Origin of the sequence: Streptomyces pyxinicus (genome assembly GCF_024753135.1) — a bacterium.
Classification (GTDB): domain Bacteria; phylum Actinomycetota; class Actinomycetes; order Streptomycetales; family Streptomycetaceae; genus Streptomyces; species Streptomyces pyxinicus.
This window is the reverse complement of the sequence record NZ_JANUGP010000027.1, coordinates 45338-61555: the sequence shown is the minus strand read 5'-3', so window position 1 is coordinate 61555 and position 16218 is coordinate 45338. Positions and strand designations below refer to the sequence as shown.

General features: G+C 71.8%; 14 protein-coding genes and 2 tRNA genes. 4 read left to right on the top strand and 12 right to left on the bottom strand.

What is annotated here, in order from left to right:
* Positions 1-49 precede the first annotated feature (49 nt).
* Positions 50-466 (top strand): Fur family transcriptional regulator, encoded by a 417-nt coding sequence (locus NX794_RS28210; RefSeq protein WP_258782033.1) that lies wholly within the window; start codon positions 50-52, stop codon positions 464-466.
* 116 nt (positions 467-582) lie between these two features.
* Here the strand turns inward: NX794_RS28210 and NX794_RS28205 are convergent.
* From NX794_RS28205 to NX794_RS28190, 4 genes are all read right to left on the bottom strand, one after another.
* Positions 583-656 (bottom strand) — tRNA-Met (locus NX794_RS28205).
* A 68-nt stretch (positions 657-724) separates the two neighbouring features.
* Positions 725-2536, bottom strand: coding sequence for a tetratricopeptide repeat protein (locus tag NX794_RS28200; RefSeq protein ID WP_258782031.1), 1812 nt, complete (start codon positions 2534-2536; stop codon positions 725-727).
* A gap of 207 nt (positions 2537-2743) precedes the next feature.
* A tRNA-Met gene (locus tag NX794_RS28195) sits at positions 2744-2817 on the bottom strand.
* A gap of 41 nt (positions 2818-2858) precedes the next feature.
* Complete coding sequence (locus tag NX794_RS28190; RefSeq protein ID WP_258782106.1) at positions 2859-5771, bottom strand: UPF0182 family membrane protein; 2913 nt, start codon at positions 5769-5771, stop codon at positions 2859-2861.
* Between the two features lie 173 nt (positions 5772-5944).
* On the opposite strand from NX794_RS28190, the gene NX794_RS28185 reads away from it, so the two are divergent.
* Positions 5945-6487, top strand: a complete 543-nt coding sequence (locus tag NX794_RS28185; protein WP_258782029.1) for a PPA1309 family protein — start codon at positions 5945-5947, stop codon at positions 6485-6487.
* A 69-nt stretch (positions 6488-6556) separates the two neighbouring features.
* Here the strand turns inward: NX794_RS28185 and NX794_RS28180 are convergent, their stop codons facing one another.
* The 4 genes from NX794_RS28180 to NX794_RS28165 form a co-directional block, all read right to left on the bottom strand.
* A complete protein-coding gene (locus NX794_RS28180) occupies positions 6557-7654 on the bottom strand; it encodes a YlbL family protein (protein ID WP_258782028.1) in 1098 nt (365 codons plus the stop codon).
* Between the two features lie 50 nt (positions 7655-7704).
* A complete protein-coding gene (locus NX794_RS28175; protein ID WP_258782027.1) occupies positions 7705-7878 on the bottom strand; it encodes a hypothetical protein in 174 nt (57 codons plus the stop codon).
* A gap of 139 nt (positions 7879-8017) precedes the next feature.
* A complete protein-coding gene (locus NX794_RS28170) occupies positions 8018-8479 on the bottom strand; it encodes a molybdenum cofactor biosynthesis protein MoaE (RefSeq protein WP_258782026.1) in 462 nt (153 codons plus the stop codon).
* Positions 8480-8612: 133 nt separating this feature from the next.
* Entirely contained in the window at positions 8613-9725 is a 1113-nt protein-coding gene (locus NX794_RS28165; RefSeq protein ID WP_258782025.1) for an SDR family oxidoreductase, read from the bottom strand.
* Positions 9726-9916: 191 nt separating this feature from the next.
* Between NX794_RS28165 and NX794_RS28160 the strand changes: the two genes are divergently transcribed.
* Entirely contained in the window at positions 9917-11386 is a 1470-nt protein-coding gene (locus NX794_RS28160) for a zinc-dependent metalloprotease (protein ID WP_258782023.1), read from the top strand.
* The gene (locus NX794_RS28155) at positions 11383-11925 is read left to right on the top strand and encodes an NUDIX hydrolase (protein ID WP_258782022.1); all 543 of its coding nucleotides are present in this window, start codon (positions 11383-11385) and stop codon (positions 11923-11925) included. The genes NX794_RS28160 and NX794_RS28155 overlap by 4 nt, the downstream gene beginning before the upstream one ends.
* Positions 11926-12022: 97 nt before the next feature.
* Here the strand turns inward: NX794_RS28155 and NX794_RS28150 are convergent, their stop codons facing one another.
* The 4 genes from NX794_RS28150 to NX794_RS28135 all read right to left on the bottom strand — a co-directional run bounded on the left by NX794_RS28150 (position 12023) and on the right by NX794_RS28135 (position 15960).
* Entirely contained in the window at positions 12023-12778 is a 756-nt protein-coding gene (locus NX794_RS28150) for an AIM24 family protein (protein WP_258782021.1), read from the bottom strand.
* A gap of 17 nt (positions 12779-12795) precedes the next feature.
* Positions 12796-13476, bottom strand: coding sequence for an AIM24 family protein (locus NX794_RS28145; RefSeq protein WP_258782019.1), 681 nt, complete (start codon positions 13474-13476; stop codon positions 12796-12798).
* An 11-nt stretch (positions 13477-13487) separates the two neighbouring features.
* Positions 13488-15152: a TerD family protein gene (locus tag NX794_RS28140; protein WP_258782018.1), complete on the bottom strand. Its 1665-nt coding sequence runs from the start codon at positions 15150-15152 to the stop codon at positions 13488-13490.
* Positions 15153-15363: 211 nt separating this feature from the next.
* Positions 15364-15960, bottom strand: a complete 597-nt coding sequence (locus NX794_RS28135; RefSeq protein WP_258782016.1) for a M48 metallopeptidase family protein — start codon at positions 15958-15960, stop codon at positions 15364-15366.
* Positions 15961-16218: the final 258 nt, after the last annotated feature.

Sequence of the window (16218 nt, the reverse complement as noted above, 5' to 3'; positions counted from 1 at the left end):
AGTCACACCTGTTCCCGTCCTGGTCCGCCTTCCTGTTACGCTGGTGGCCATGAGCGACCTTCTGGAACGACTGCGTGGACGCGGATGGCGGATGACCTCGCAGCGACGCGTGGTGGCCGAGGTCCTCGACGGCGAGCACGTGCATCTGACGGCCGACGAGGTCCACGCGCGCGCCGTGGCGAAGCTGCCGGAGATCTCCCGGGCGACCGTCTACAACACCCTGGGCGAGCTGGTCTCACTCGGTGAGGTGCTGGAGGTCGCCACGGACAAGCGCGCCAAGCGCTACGACCCGAACGCGCACCAGCCGCATCACCACCTGGTCTGCGCGCGCTGCGGCGCCATCCGCGACGTCCACCCGACGGGCAACCCGCTCGCCGACCTCCCCGACTCCGAGCGCTTCGGCTTCACGGTGTCGGACGTCGAGGTCACGTACCGGGGCGTGTGCCCGAACTGCGCGGGCGGCTGACGGAAGCGAAGGAGAAGGGGGCCTGCGGGCCCCCTTTTTCGTACCCGCTCACGTCCTCGACGCGGAAACGACCGAGGGCCGGAACCCGTTTCCGGATTCCGGCCCTCGGCCTTCAGTAGCGGGGACAGGATTTGAACCTGCGACCTCTGGGTTATGAGCCCAGCGAGCTACCGAGCTGCTCCACCCCGCGTCGGTGAACACGACATTACGCGAGGGCGGCGCGGGGAAGCAAATCCATTCGGCCCAGGGTGTCCGACGTCACGCCGACAGCTCCTGCCGCAGCGCGTCCCGCAGCCGTCCGGCCCGCTCGGCGACCTCGGCCGGCCCCAGCGCCACCGCCCGGTCGGCCCACCGCTGCCCCTCGGCCAGCTCGCCGCGACGCGCGTAGACCAGGGCCAGCCGGAGCGCCGCCCGTCCGTGCCCGGCGTCCGCGGCCCGCGTCCACCACACGGCGGCCTCCGGCTCGCTGCCCTCCCGCGCGAGCAGCAGGCCGAGGTTGAAGGCGCCGTTGCGGGACCCGGCCTCCGCCGCCGCCCGGTACCAGCGGGCGGCGTCCACGACGTCACCGCGCGCGGCCGCCAGCATCCCGACCCGCACCTGGGCCCGGCGGTGCCCCAGGGACGCGGCCCGCTCGTACCACTCCTCGCACTCGGTCTTCTCGTGCACGATCTCGCCCAGCTCGTGCGCGGGCTCCGGCGGCCGGCGCGCGTCGAGCAGGGTGGCCAGCCGGTACGCCCCCTCCGCGCTGCCGCCGCCCGCCGCGCAGCGCAGGTGCCGCTCGGCGTCCTGCTCGTCGCCCTCCCGCAGCCGCGCGATGCCGACCTGGAGCGCGGCCTCGGTGTGCCCGGCCGCCGCCGCCCGCTCGTACCAGCGCAGCGCCATCGTCTCCTCGCCGCGCCCGGCGTACAGGATGCCGAGGTTGAACGCCGCGTCCACGCTGCCGGCCTCGGCGGCCTTGGAGAACCACGGCTCGGCGCCGGCCGTGTCGCCGACCCGCAGCAGCAGGACGGCGAGCGCGTTGGCGGCCTCCCGGTGCCCGGCGTAGGCGGCCCGCCGGTACCACTGCTCGGCCTGCGCGGTCCGGCCCTGCTCGGCGCAGAGCAGGGCGAGGTTGTACGCGCCGTTGTCGTCCCCGGCGTCCAGCGCGGCCCGGTACCAGCGTTCGGCGGTCTGGGTCTCGCCGCGCTCGGCGTGCAGCGCGCCGAGCGCGTTGGCCGCGTTGCCGTCGCCGTCCTGGGCCGCGCGCAGCCACCACACGGCCGCGCTCTCGGTGTCCCCGGCGTCGCGCAGCAGGAAGCCGAGCGCGCAGGCGGCGCGGGCCTCGCCGTCCTTGGCGGAGGTGAGGTACCAGCGCCCGGCCTCCTTCAGGTCGCCGCGCTTCTCCAGGATCGCGCCGAGGTGCAGCGCGGCCCGCCGGTGGCCGCGGGCGGCGGCCTGCCGGTACCACTGCTCGGCCCCCTCGACAGCGTTGTCAGCGCCGGTCTCCCCTTCGGGTCCGGCCTTGCGGTCGAGGGCGCGGGCCAGCCGGTAGGCGGCCTCCCGGTGGCCGCGCTCGGCGGCGGCCCGCATCCAGTGTTCGGCGCCCGCGTCCCCGCGGTGCTCCAGCAGGTCGGCGAGCGCGTAGGCGCCCAGGGCGTGGTCCTGCTCGGCGGACTGGCGCAGCCAGTACTCGGCGGCGGGCTCGTCCCCGCGCTCGCGGTGGTGGCGGCCCAGCGCGTGCGCGGCGGCGGCGGAGCCGGCGACGGCGGCGATCCGCCACCAGCCGGCGGCCTCGTCCGGGTAGCCGCGCTGGTGCAGGAGGACGCCGAGGTTGTTGGCGGCGGCCCGGTCGCCGGCCGCGGTGGCGCCCCGCAGCTGGGGTTCGGCCGCGTCCAGGTCGCCACGGCGCAGCAGCAGGGCGCCGAGGACGCTCATGGCCTCGGCGTCACCGGCATCGGCGGCCAGCCGGAGGCGCAGCTCCTCGGCCGCGTCCGCCGTGTCGTCCCGTTCGTCCCGGGACGCCTCCCCCTCGGGAGGCTGCACAAATCGCCCTGTCGTGAACAGAGTTGCCTTGTCCCCCATAACGTCCATCGTCGCACCACCTGCAACCTGGGTATACCCGGTATACCGCAACCCATGAGGTCACTTGAGCGTTTTGTCGACATGCCCACAGAGAGACAAGTCAAACACAGATGGCCCAACTCCCCGAGGCGGCACGGCGGTCCTTTTCCCCTCCGACATGAGTTCGCACACCACGAAGGCCCGGATCCCTGTGGGAATCCGGGCCTTCGATCGCAGTAGCGGGGACAGGATTTGAACCTGCGACCTCTGGGTTATGAGCCCAGCGAGCTACCGAGCTGCTCCACCCCGCGCCGTTTGCCTGGTAACAGTACCACGGCGCGGGGGGCCTTGATCAACTGCTTTTCCCGTCTCCGCCCTTGTCTCCACCCTTGTCGCTGCCCTTGGCCGCTCCGGACTGGGCGTCCTCGGCCCGCTTCAGGGCCTCCTTGAGGTCCTTCTGCGCCTTGTCGTACGCGGTCCAGTCCGGGCCGTCCGCCGCCTTCAGCGCGTCCTGTCCCGCGTCGAAGGCCTTCTGGGCGTCGTCCAGGGCCTGTTGGACCGTGGGATTGGTGGACGTGGGCGGCGGTTTGGTGGTGCCGGTGTCCGGTGGCCTGGTCGAGCCCTTCACACCGAACACCTCGTCGAGCGCCTCGTCCAGGGTGTCCTTGAACGCCGTGCGGCCGCCGTAGGTGACCAGAACCTTACGCAGCAACGGGTACTTCAGCGAACCGCCCCGGACGTAGACCGGCTCCACGTACAGCAGGCCGCCGTCGAGCGGGACGGTCAGCAGATTGCCGTACTCCACCTTCGAGTGCCCGCGGCTGAGCAGGCTGATGGTCTCGGCGATGTCCGACTCGGAGTTGAACTGGCTCTGCACCTGTTTGGGCCCGTCGACCGTGGTGCTCGTCGGCAGCTTCAGCACTCTGATCTTGCCGTAGTCGGCGGCGCGTGGATCGGAGTCGACCGCCATGAACGCGCTGAGGTTGTCCCGTCCGTTGGGCGTGAACGTCGTCGTCAGCGAGAACGCCTGCTTGCTCTGGTCGGGCATCTTCATGCTCAGGTAGTACGGCGGGACCGCGCTGCCGGAGTCGTTGGTCGGGTCGTCCGGGACCTCCCACACCTCGCTGCCGCTGAGGAACGTCTGCGCGTCCGTCACGTGGTAGCGGGTGAGCAGCTCGCGCTGGACCTTGAACAGGTCCTGCGGGTAGCGCAGATGGTCCATGAGGTCACCGGAGATGGCCGAGCGGGGCTCCACCGTGCCGGGGAAGGCCTTCATCCAGGTCTTCAGCACCGGGTCCTTGGCGTCCCACTGGTAGAGCTTGACCTCGCCGGTGTACGCGTCGACGGTCGCCTTCACCGAGTTGCGGATGTAGTTGACCTGGTTCTGCTGGGCCACCACCGCGCGGGAGTTGTTCGTCGCGGTCAGCGAGTCGGCGGTGGTGTCGCCCAGCGTGGTGCGCGAGGCGTACGGATAGCCGTTGCTCGTCGTGTAGGCGTCGACGATCCACTGGATGCGGCCGCCCACCACGGCCGGGTAGGCGTCGCCGTCGATGGTCAGCCAGGGGGCGACCGCCTCGACGCGGTCCTTGGGCGTGCGGTTGTACAGGATCCGCGAACCCTTGCCGATCGCGCCCGAGTACAGGATCTGCGGTTCGTTGAACGCCACCGCGTACGCGGCCCGGTTGACCGGGTTGTCGAGGTTGACGCCGCTCTTGCCGGTGTAGCTGGTGGTCTTCTCGCCCTCGTCGTCGGAGTAGTCGACCTCCTTCTGGGGGCCGCCGACGATCGAGTACGTGGTCGTCTTCTCGCCGTAGTAGATCTGCTGCTTGTAGGAGCCGAGGTCGCCGGAGGACGGCAGGTTCTTCTCGGTGAAGACCGGCCGGCCCTCGGAGTCGGCCTCGGTGCCCTTGGCCGCGACCGCGCCGTAGCCGTGCGTGTAGCGGAAGTGGTCGTTGATCCAGTTGTTCTTCGGGATGCCGTCCAGGTTCAGCTCGCGCAGGCCGATGACCGTGTCCTGGTCCTTGCCGTCCTTCCGGTACCGGTCGACGTCCAGGTTGGTCGGGAAGCCGTAGTAGTTCCGGATCTGCTGGAGCTGCTGGAAGGTGGGCGAGACGATGTTCGGGTCCATGATGCGCAGGCTGGCCGTGTCACCGACCTGGTCGCGCAGCTTGGTCTTGTCCGAGGTCTGGGACGTGCCCGCGTACTCGGTGACCTTGGTGTCGTCGATGCCGTACGCCTCGCGGGTCGCCTTCAGGTTCTTCTGGACGTACGGCGCTTCCTTGGCCTGCTCGTTGGGCTGGACCTGGAACTTCTGCACGATCGCCGGGTACAGGCCGCCGATGAGGATCGCCGACAGGACCATCAGGCCGAAGCCGATGACGGGCAGCTGCCAGGTGCGCCGCCACAGCGTGGCGAAGAACAGCAGCGCGCAGATGACGGCGATGCAGAACAGGATCGTCTTGGCCGGCAGATAGGCGTTGGCGTCCACGTAACGCAGGCCGGTCCAGTTGCCGGTGGCCTTGAAGTCGCTGGACTTGACCGCCAGGCCGTACCGGTCGAGCCAGTAGGCGACCGCCTTGAGGGCGACGAAGACGCCGAGCAGCACCGACAGGTGCCCGGTCGCGGCGGCCGTGGCCCGCGCGCCGGGGCTGGTGACGCGCAGCCCGCCGTACAGGTAGTGGGTCAGCGCGGCGGCGATCAGGCCGAGGATCGCGGCGGCGAAGCCGAAGCCGAGCAGGAACCGGTACCAGGGCAGGTCGAAGGCGTAGAAGGCCACGTCGAGGTGGAACTGGGGGTCCTTCTGGTGGAAGGGCACGCCGTTGACCCACAGCAGCCAGGTCCGCCACTGGCCGGCCGCCGAGGCGCCGGCGACCAGGCCGACGAGGGCGGTCACGCCGAGCAGCAGCCACTTCTTGTACGGCGCGATCCCCATCCGGTACCGGTCGAGGCTCTGCTGCTCCAGGGACATGGCGCTCAGCGGCGGCCGCAGCCGGTGGGCCAGCCAGATGTTCACGCCGACGGCGACCGCCATGAGCAGGCCGAAGACGAGGAACAGCCCGATCTTGGTCCACAGGGTGGTGGTGAACACGGACGAGTAGTGCACCGACCGGTACCACAGCCAGTCCGTCCAGAAGCCCGCGAACATGGTGAACGCCATGCCGAGGACGGCCAGGACGCCCAGTGTCATGAGCAGGGTCCGGACGCGCCGGGACGGGCGGCCCGCTCTGATCCGCGGCCCCGTCGGGCCTCCGCCGCGGTCCGGCATCTGGAAAGCCAAGGTGCGCACCTCGAAGTTCGCTGTCGATACGGTCGATACGTCAGGCCCTCGTCCTCGACGGCCCGCCGTGGCCCCCCGTGATCGCGGGCCAACACCTATGCAACTTACTCAGCCGTGGCTCGGTTCCCGATTTCGGCCGGGAACGAGGCAGGATTGTGACCATGTCCAACACTCCCATGGCAGCGAACCCGCTCACCCGGGCCGTACTCGAGATCGACGAGTACGTCTCCGGGCTCGGCTGGGACCAGCCCGCTCGCCTCTTCGCCCTTGTCGACACCGCACGTCTGCGGGTGCGGGAACCCGCGCTCGCGGCCCAGCTGGGCCTGGAGGGCGAGTCCGAGACCGCCGGTCTCACCCCGATCGAGCAGGAGGAGATCCCCGCCGGCAAGCCGCTGGACGAGTTCCTCGGCACCATCGCCTGGCCCGACGCGGTGGCCGGCTGCGCGCTCACGGTGGAGCGGCTGATGCTGCCGCCGTCGGCGGAGGCGCAGGTCCCGAAGGACCTGAGCGGGGCGCGGCTGACCGCGTGGGTGGCCGGGCACCCCGAGCGTCAGGAGGTCCGCATGACCGTGGCGGTGCTGCGCGGCGGCGGCCGGGACGCGGCGGTGCGGCTGCGCGAGAAGGACTCCCCGACGGAGGTGCTGACCGGCCCCGCCCTGGTGCCGGGCCTGGCGGACGCGCTGGCCGCGACGTTCGAGGACTGAGTCCGCCGGGGCCTGAGTCTGCCGTGGGGGGGGCCGGACCCGGTCCCCGGTACGGCTGCCGGGGGCCGATCAGCCCTTGGCCGTGCACGTGGGCAGGGCGGCCGTGTCCCCTTCGCGGATGTCCTTGAGCGCGCCGAGCGCGTCCCGGATCGTCTTGACCTTGACCAGGGTGAGCCCGCCCGGGGTGTCCTTGGCCGCCGCCGCGCAGTTGTCGGCGGGCGTCAGGAAGTACTGGGCGCCCTTCTCGCGGGCGCCGACGGTCTTCATCTCGATGCCGCCGATCGGCCCGACGGTGCCGTTGTCGTCGATGGTGCCGGTGCCGGCGACGAACTTGCCGCCGGTGAGGTCGCCCGGGGTGAGCTTGTCGTAGATGCCGAGGGCGAACATCAGTCCGGCGCTGGGTCCGCCGACGTCGGCGAGCTTGACGTCGATGGTGAACGGGAAGGTGTGGTCGGTCCCGGCCGAGATCCCGACGATGGCCCGCTTGGCGCCGGTGTCGTGGGACGCCGCGGTCGTGATCCTCACGTCCTGGGTCTTCGTCGCCGTGCGGTGCGCCTTCTCGGCGGCGGCCTGCTCCTTGGCGGGGACCACGGTGAAGACGACGTCCTGACCCGGCTTGTGCTTGGTGACCAGCTTGGCGACGTCGGCCGGCTGCTTCACGGCGGTACCGTCGACCGACTTGATCACGTCACCCGCGTGCAGCCGGCCCTCGGCCGGAGAGTCCTTGACGACGGTGGAGACGATGACCCAGGACTTCACTGGGACGTGCAGCTCCTTCAGGGCGGCGACCTTGGCGCTCTCCTGGGACTGGCTGAACTCCTCGGCGTTCTCCTGAGTGGACTGCTCCTCCGTCTTGCCGTCCGGGTACAGGGTGTCGTGCGGCACGATCTTGCTGTCGTGCGCCAGCCAGCCGTAGACGGCCTCGACCAGGTTCATCCGGAAGTCGGCGCTGGTCACCCGGACCGTGGTCATGTTCAAGTGGCCGTCCGCCGGGTAGGTCTTGTGCCCGGAGATCTGCAGCACCGGCTCGCCGTCGTGCTCGCCCAGGGTGTTCACCGTGGGGCCCGGGGACATCTCCGAGTACGGCACGGGGATGAGCACTCCCGCGCACAGGAGCGCGATCAGCATCAGGGTGGAGGCGAGCATCGTCGCGGTGCGGCGTGGCATGCCACGACAGTACGGGACGCTTCTGTCAGCACACCGTCAGGGCACCCGCGTCACGCGCCGCGCGCGCCCGTGTCGGACTTCTCCATGGCCTTGCGAAAGCGGGCGTAGCCGTCCAGCTCGGGGCCGTCGCCGCGCACTCTGCGGGTCCGGTTCGCCCACGTGCCCCACAGCCCAGCCGCTATCGCGGCCACAAGCGGAATCAGCAACCAGGCAAGCGCCGCCATGCCGACCTCCCTCTCTCATGAGCCATCGCGACTGACTGATCAGCAGATTAACCATGCGCACTGACAACGCTCACGCGCGGGTGCCGGTTACGCAACCTGAGGGTTCGTGCGCCGAACGTGACCCCCCGCGCTCCGGGGATCAGCAGGCGCCGACCCACTCCTCGGTGCCGTCGGAGAACGTCTGGTGCTTCCAGATGGGCACCTCGTGCTTGAGGTCGTCGATCAGCCTGCGGCACGCCTCGAAGGCCTCGGCCCGGTGCGGGCAGGAGACGGCGACGATCACCGCGAGGTCGCCGACCCGCAGGTCCCCGACCCGGTGGACGGCGGCCAGCGCGCGGACCGGGTAGTCGGCGACGACCTTCTCGGCGATCCGCCGCATCTCCGCCTCGGCACTGGGGTGGCAGGAGTAGCCGAGCCCGTCGACGTCGGCGCCCCCGTCGTGGTTGCGCACGGTGCCGGCGAACAGCGCGATGCCGCCGGCCGCGTCGTCCCCGACGGCCCGGAACACCTCGTCCACGGAGAGCGCGGCCTCCCGGACACCGATCAGCTTCACGGGGTCCTCGGCGGCCAGCTCGCCCGGGTGTTCGTCGACATCTGCCATGCCCCCATCGTGCCGCACGCGCGTGACAACCCGGAATACGAGTTTCACCAGTCCCGCGCGCGGGGGGCTTTGGAGTCTCCTACAGGGGATTTCGGCCGAGCCGGCCTTGAGGGGGCCGCTCGGCGCGGTGCGCTCACACCCGGCGCCGGGCCTTCCGGGCCCGCCGTACGACCGCCGCCGCACCCAGCAGAGCGACCGTCGCTCCCGCGGCCCCCGCCGCCGTGGCGTCCTTGCGGCCCAGCCGGCGCCCGGCGACCGTGTGCCGCCCGGACACCTCCGCCAGCAGCTCCGCGAGCACGTCCTCGTTGGTCCACTTCGGCCGCCACCCGGCATCGTGCAGCCGGCTCCCGCTGACCACCCACGGGTACATCGTGTAGGCCAGGTCCCCGGCCGGGGACGGCGTGAGCCCGATCCGGTGCAGCCGGGCCGCGGCCCCGAGCGCGACCGCCGACGGCAGCTCCATGCGCCGGATGCCGCTCAGCTCCTCGACCTCCTCCTGCTCCAGCCAGCCGTCGCAGCCGACGGCCAGCTCGCCGTCGGCCTTCTCCAGCACGGCGTACTCCAGCGCACCGCACAGGTCCTCGACGTGGCAGAACTGCCAGGCGGGCCGGGAGCCGGCCACCACCAGCAGCCGGGGCGACTCGAAGTACCGGGTCAGCGCGGTGTCCGTACCGCCGACCAGCACGGCGGGCCGTACGACGGTGACGTTCAGACCGGGGTGCGCGCGGGGCGCCCGGCGGGCCAGCCGCTCGATCTCCAGCAGGTCGCCGACGCCGGTCGCCTCGGCCGTGGCGCGCAGCTCGGCGTCCTCGGACAGCGGCAGCTCGTTGTCGGGCAGCGCGCCGTAGACCATCGCCGAGGTGCACAGCACCACCCGGTGCACACCGGCCGCCGCGGCGGCCGTCAGCACGGTCTGGGTCCCCCGGACGTTGTAAGCGGTGCGGGCCGCCGGATCGGTCTCCAGATCGAGGTCGAGCGCGAGGTGCACGACCACGTCCGCGCCGCGCAGCTTGTCCGCGATCGCCGGGTCCCGCACGTCCAGGATGTGCCACTCGGCGTCGGCGCACTCCCCGCGCCGCTCGTCGATGGCGACGACCTGCCTGACCTCCTCCGACGCGGCCAGCCGGGCGGTGAGCAGGGCGCCGACACCGGTGGCGGCGCCGGTGACCGCGACGACGGGCCCGCGCACGGCGGGCGGGGTTGAGCGGTTTCGCGCTGCGCGAACCTGCGGATCTGGGGAACTCACCGGGCGTCTCCAGAGGTTGTCTTCTGTACGAGCGCGACTGACGCGTGCGTACCAGGTGCATCCATCCTGCCGCAGGCCCTCCGTGGGCGAAGCACCGAGGCCCGATCGGGTCCGGGTGTCTACGCTGGGTGGTGTTGTCGGGCAGCCGCGCCGCCGGAACAGACCGGTGGCCTTACCAGCCGAGGAATCCCGTGAGTGACACCCCATTCGGATTCGGCCTTCCGCCGGAGGAGCCGGAAGACGGCGACGAGGGCAAGAAGAAGGACCAGGAGAGCGGCGGTGGGCAGGGACCGGCCAACCCGTTCGGCTTCGGCGGAATGCCCGGAGCCGGAGGCTTGGGCGGCCCCGGCGCCGACAATCCGCTCGCAGCCATGTTCGGTTCCCTGAACCCCACCGACCTGGGCGCCGCGTTCCAGCAGCTCGGCCAGATGCTCTCGTACGAGGGCGGTCCGGTGAACTGGGACATGGCCAAGCAGATCGCCCGCCAGACGGTCGCCCAGGGCGCGCAGGACGGCTCGAAGGACGCCAGCGTGGGCCCTGCCGAGCGCAAATCGGTCGAGGAAGCCGTCCGCCTGGCCGACCTGTGGCTGGACGACGCGACCTCCCTGCCGTCGGGCGCGGCCTCGGCGGTGGCCTGGTCGCGTGCCGAGTGGGTCGAGGCGACCCTGCCCGCGTGGCAGGAGCTGGTCGACCCGGTGGCCGAGCGGGTCGGCGCGGCCATGGGCGATGTCCTGCCGGAGGAGATGCAGGCCATGGCCGGTCCGCTGATCGGCATGATGCGCTCGATGGGCGGTGCCATGTTCGGCACCCAGATCGGCCAGGCCGTGGGCGTCCTCGCGGGTGAGGTCGTCGGCTCCACGGACGTCGGCCTGCCGCTGGGCCCGCCCCGCAAGGCCGCGCTGCTCCCGGCGAACGTGGCGGCCTTCGGCAAGGACCTCGGCGTCCCGCAGGAGGAGGTGCGGCTCTATCTGGCGCTGCGCGAGGCCGCGCACCAGCGGCTGTTCGCCCACGTGCCGTGGCTGCGCTCCCACCTGTTCGGCGCGGTCGACGGCTACGCGCGCGGGATCAAGGTCGACACCGCCAAGCTGGAGGACGTGGTCGGCCAGTTCGACCCGCAGAACCCGGAGCAGTTGCAGGACGCCCTCCAGCAGGGCATGTTCCAACCGGAGGACACGCCCGAGCAGAAGGCCGCGCTGGCCCGGCTGGAGACCGCGCTGGCCCTCGTGGAGGGCTGGGTGGACGCGGTGGTGCACGCCGCCGCGAAGCCGCGGCTGTCGTCCGCCGACGCGCTGCGCGAGACGCTGCGCCGCCGCCGCGCGACCGGCGGCCCGGCCGAGCAGACGTTCGCCACGCTGATCGGTCTGGAGCTGCGCCCGCGCCGGCTGCGCGACGCCTCCCGCCTGTGGGCTTCGCTGACCGACGCGCGCGGGGTCGACGGCCGGGACGCCCTGTGGCACCACCCGGACATGCTGCCGACCGCGACCGACCTGGACGACCCGGACGGCTTCGTGCACCGCGAGCAGCTGGACTTCTCCGAGCTGGACAAGATGCTCGGCGAGGCCGCCGGGAAGCCGGACCCGCGCAAGAAGGACGGCGAGGACGGCACCGCTGACAAGGACGGCGAGGACGGCGACGAGCCCGGGGGCGACGGCACCGAGTGAGCCTGCACGACGACGCGGCCCTCGTGCTGAAGGCGTACGAGGGCCAGGAAGAGCTGCGCCAGGCCTATCTGGACCATCTGGCGGCCCATCCGGACGGCATGGGGAAGGCCTGCCGGGCCGGGCACATCACCGCGAGCGCCCTGGTGGTCGACCCCGGGCGGGGCCAGGTGCTGCTCACCCTGCACCGCAAACTGCGGATGTGGCTGCAGATGGGCGGCCACTGCGAGCCGTCCGACGCGACGCTGGCGGACGCGGCCCTCAGGGAGGCGACGGAGGAGTCGGGCATCGCGGGCCTGACCCTGCTGCCGGGCGGCCCGGTGCGCCTGGACCGCCACCACACGCCGTGCGCCTGGCACCTGGACGTGCAGTACGCGGTGCTCGCCCCGGCCGGCGCCGTCGAGGCGATCAGCGACGAGTCACTGGACCTGCGCTGGTTCGCCCCCGACGAGATCCCGGACGTCGCCGACGCGTCGGTCGTACGGCTGCTGGAGGCGACCCGCGCGCGGCTGCGAGCGGGGCGGGGTGACGGGATGGCGTGACGGGGCCGGAGTCACGGGTGAGGGGCGACTGCTTCGGCGGTCGCCCCTCCCGTGTCCGTGTCCCGGGTTCAGTCCCCGTCCCGGGCCCTGTGGCCGGTCAGCTCCAGACGTTGCCCTGGTTCTGGCCGTGCGCCCCGTGCTGGCCCATGCCGAACTGGGCGGCGACGCCCTGCCCGATCTGGGCGTGCTGCGGCGGCAGCAGTTCGCTGGGCTGCACCAGCGCGAACCCGGAGCCCATGAAGCTCAGCTCCCAGCCCTCCCCGGTGCTGCCGCGCCGCCGCCACACCCCGGAGGAATGCGTCTGGGCCTGCATCTGCACGCGCAGCCCGGTGGACCAGGCGACGATGGCGTCCGCGTCGCAGTTGACGTACGTGTCGGGCGTGACCCGCATCAGCAGCGGCGCGCCCGAGGTCATCAGGGCGACCCGGCCGCGCCCGGTGATGTTGAGCTGGTACTTCCCCGAGCCGGAGATGCCGTACTGGCTGTCGACGGCGATGACCTCGTGGTGCAGCGAGGAGTCCATGGCGAGGACGTAGGAGCTGTCGACGGTCAGCCCGTCCTGCTCGACCTCAAGGACGTGCACGTGCTGGGCCAGGTTGGCGAGGTAGACCGTGCCCTGCCCGTGGCAGCGCATGAGGTCCAGGCCCTCTCCGGTGTACGCACGCGCGCGTGCCTGGCCGTGGCCGCGGTACTCGGCGTCGAACTCGACCAGGCCCTGGTAGGCGACCATGGTGCCCTTGCGGGCGAGCAGGTCGTCGTGGCCCTCCAGGGTGACGCGGAGCATCTGCTTGTTCTGGAGGCTCCAGCGTTCCTGGGCCTGGGAGTCGTTGTGCGCGAAAAGCGAACTCTGCATGGTGTCCTGACTCCCCCTCAGCCCCGGAACCGGAGGCGGTCGGTGCTGTCCTCGCTGGGCTGGACGACGACGATGCCCTGGCCGGAGAAGGCCATCTGGTAGGCCTCGCCGCTGCCCCGGCCGATCAGCGACTGCGCCTTGAAGCTGCGCTTGCCCTTCACCTTCAGGTTCGGGGACCAGGCGACCAGCGCGTCCGGGTCGACATACGTCTCGTCCTCGCCGCCGCCGCAGTCCACGACGACCGGCTTGCCCCGGGAGGTCAGCGCGACCCAGCCCTGCCCGGAGATCCTCGTGTTCCACAGGCCCTGTCCGGCGAACTTGGCGAGCCCCTTGACGCGCTCCACGCCCCAGGTGAGGTGGGCGTCGAAGGCGAGCAGGTTGGTGGCGTTGACGGAGATGCCGTCGCCGTTCAGGTTGATGACGACGACGTCGGCGCCGTAGTCGGCGAGGTAGAGCAGTCCGTCGCCGGAGCACTTCATCAGCGGGGCGCCCTCGCCGGTGATCCAGTCGCGGGCGACCTGGCGGACGGCCGGCGGGTTGGGCTCGTACTGGATGAAACCCTCGTAGGCGACCATCGACCCCACGCGCGCGAAGAGGTCGTTCCCGGTCTGGAGGGCGACCTTCAGCATGTGGTTGCCGTGGTTCTCCATGCGGGCGGTGACGGGTGCGGGAGCGAAGCCCGCGAGCGGCTGGTTCATGACGGGCTCCCTCAGACCTCGTACGGCTGGACGACGATGAAGTTGCCGGGGGCGCCCCGGAACTGGAGGTTGACGCTCTCGCCGGTGTCGCCCGGGTAGGCGTTGCGGCGCATCCGCACCTGGCTGGAGACGATCACCTGGGAGGCGGCCGACCAGGCGACGACGGCGTTGCAGTCGGCGAAGGTGGTCGGTGTGACCGGCAGGACGACGGGGGTGCCGTGCGTCTTGACGACGATCGTGCCGGTGCCCTGGAACTGCATCGTGAACAGCGCGCCGCCGGGGATGCCGTGGCCCTCGATGCGGCGGACCTCGTACTGGAGGCTCTCGTCGAAGGCGAGGACGTTCTCGGCGGAGACACAGATCGCGTCGCCCTGGAGTTCGACCGGGTGCAGGTGGGCGGAGTTCTCGGCGAGGAACACCTGGCCCTGGCCGGTGCAGCGCATCAGCTGCATCTCCTGGCCGGTGGCGTTGCCGACGATCCGCCCGGCGAACCCGGCGCCCTTGTAGCCGAAGTCGACCTTGCCCTGGTAGAGGACCATGCTGCCCTGCCGGGCGAGCACCGGTTGTCCGCCGACGCCGAGGTCGACGCGGACGAGTTTCTTGTTCTGCTGCGTCCAGCGCTGTCCGGTGGGCGTCTCCTTGAACGCCGACAGCGCGGCCGTCACACCGGCGCCGCCCTGGGGGGCGCCCTGCGGCACCCCGTAGGGGGCGGCGCCCTGCCGGCCGTAGCCCGGGGGCACGGGTGCGGTGGGCCGGCCGCCGTAGGAGGGCGGCTGCTGGCCGTAGCCGGGAGGCATGGGCGCGCTCGGCTGCCCGCCGGGCGGCTGCCCGTAGGGCGCGGGTGCCGGGGGCGGGGGCGGGACGGTGCCGCCGACGGGCGGGGTGAGCGGTGCGATGATCGTCGGCGCGGCGTGCACGCCCGGCGCGGGCGCGGGCGGCGGGGTGTGTCCGGGGGGCGGCGCGTAGCCCTGCGGGGCGGGCGCGGGGGCCGGCGGTGCGGGCTGCGGTGCCGGGGCGGGCGCGGGCGGAGCGGCCGGGGCGGGTGTCGGCGCGGGTACGGAGGCGGCCGGGGCGGCGAACGCGGGCGGGGCGAATCCGGGGGCGGCGCCGGCCTGAGGCTGCTGCTGGGGGGCGGCGGGCGCCTCCTCCTCCAGCACCTCGCCGCCGAAATTCTTCAGCAGCGCTTCCAGACCACCGTCGAAGCCCTGCCCGACCGCGGCGAACCGCCAGCCGTCCTTGACGTAGAAGTCACCGAGCATCACGGCCCGCTCGGTGGAGAACTCAGCGCCGCTGAAGGAGTAGCGGGCGACCTCCTCGCCGCCCGCGACGATGCGCAGATAGCCGGGGGCGACCTGGGACATCTGGCCGGCGCCGTCGATGGTGGCGGTGAAGGACAGCTTGCGGATCTGCGACGGGACCCGGTCGAGCGTGACCCGGAACGACTCCGTGTCACCCGCCTGGGCACCCAGCAGCTGGACGGACCCCTCAGGCGACTTCGGCTGGTTGAAGAAGACGAAGTACCGGTCGTCCGACAACCGCTCGTCCGCGTCCAGGCCGAAGCAGCTGATGTCGAAGTTCAGTCCGGGGGCGGAGATCTGCACGCCTACGTACAGATCCGTGCCCGCCGTGAGGTCACTGATCCTGGCCTTGTGGCCGCGTTGGAATTCCCTGGCCATGTGTGACGACCGTCCCCCATCCCGAATGCGAGTGCGTCGCGCCAGGCTAACGGCTGTGGCCGACATCGGCCCCGGCCGGGCCCGGTCGGTACAGAGCCGGTACACAACGGCGCCCGGCTGCTGACAGCACGCGCCGGTCGCTCACTCTTCCGTGCGCCGGTCGCTCACTCCTCCATGCGCCGGGCAGTCACTCCTCCTGTACGGCGGGCGCTCACTCCTCCTGCACGGCGGGCTGGGGCGGCAGCCGTTCGGCGGCGACCACGCCTTCCAGGTAGCCGCGGGCCCGCTCGGTGCGCGGGTAGGCCTCCAGCAGCCGCCAGAAATCGGGGCCGTGGCCGGGGACGAGCAGATGCGCCAGCTCGTGGCAGAGCACGTAGTCGACGACGTACTCGGGCATGCCCTGCAGACGGTGCGAGAGGCGGATGCTGCCCTCGGCCGGGGTGCACGAGCCCCAGCGGGTGTTCTGGTTGGTGACCCAGCGCACCGAGGAGGGCCGGGCCCGGCCGTCGAAGTACTGGGCCGACAGCCGCTCGGCGCGTTCGACCAGCTCGGCGTCGCCCAGGCGCCGCCTGCCCTCCTGGGCGGCGAGCTTGTCGAGCATGACGGACACCCAGCGCTGCTCCTCCGCCTTGGACATCCGGGCGGGGATCAGTACGACGGTGCGATCGCCCTCGCGGTACGCGGAGACCGTCCGGCGGCGCCGGGAACTCCTGCGAACCTCGATCGCGCTCGCCCCCGAGCCGCCGGGCGGCTGGCTCGTCGTGCTGCGCTGTGGCTTTCCGGCGCGGTGCAGTGGGTCGGCGGGCACGCCCCGACGTTACCCGCTGGGCGGTCCGGAAGTCCCGGCTGGGGACGGGGCGGCGCCGATCCCCACCATGCGTCTGATTCCTGCGACCAGTCAGCACATCCGCTTTGCACCCTTTCATCCCGGCCGACTTACATCCCGGCCGACTTACATCCCGGCCGACTTGCGTCCCGGCTGGCTTACGTCTCGGCCGACTTGCATCCTGGCCGGCTTGAACCGGCTTGTATGACGAACATCCCCTGCCTGTGGATAACTCCCGGC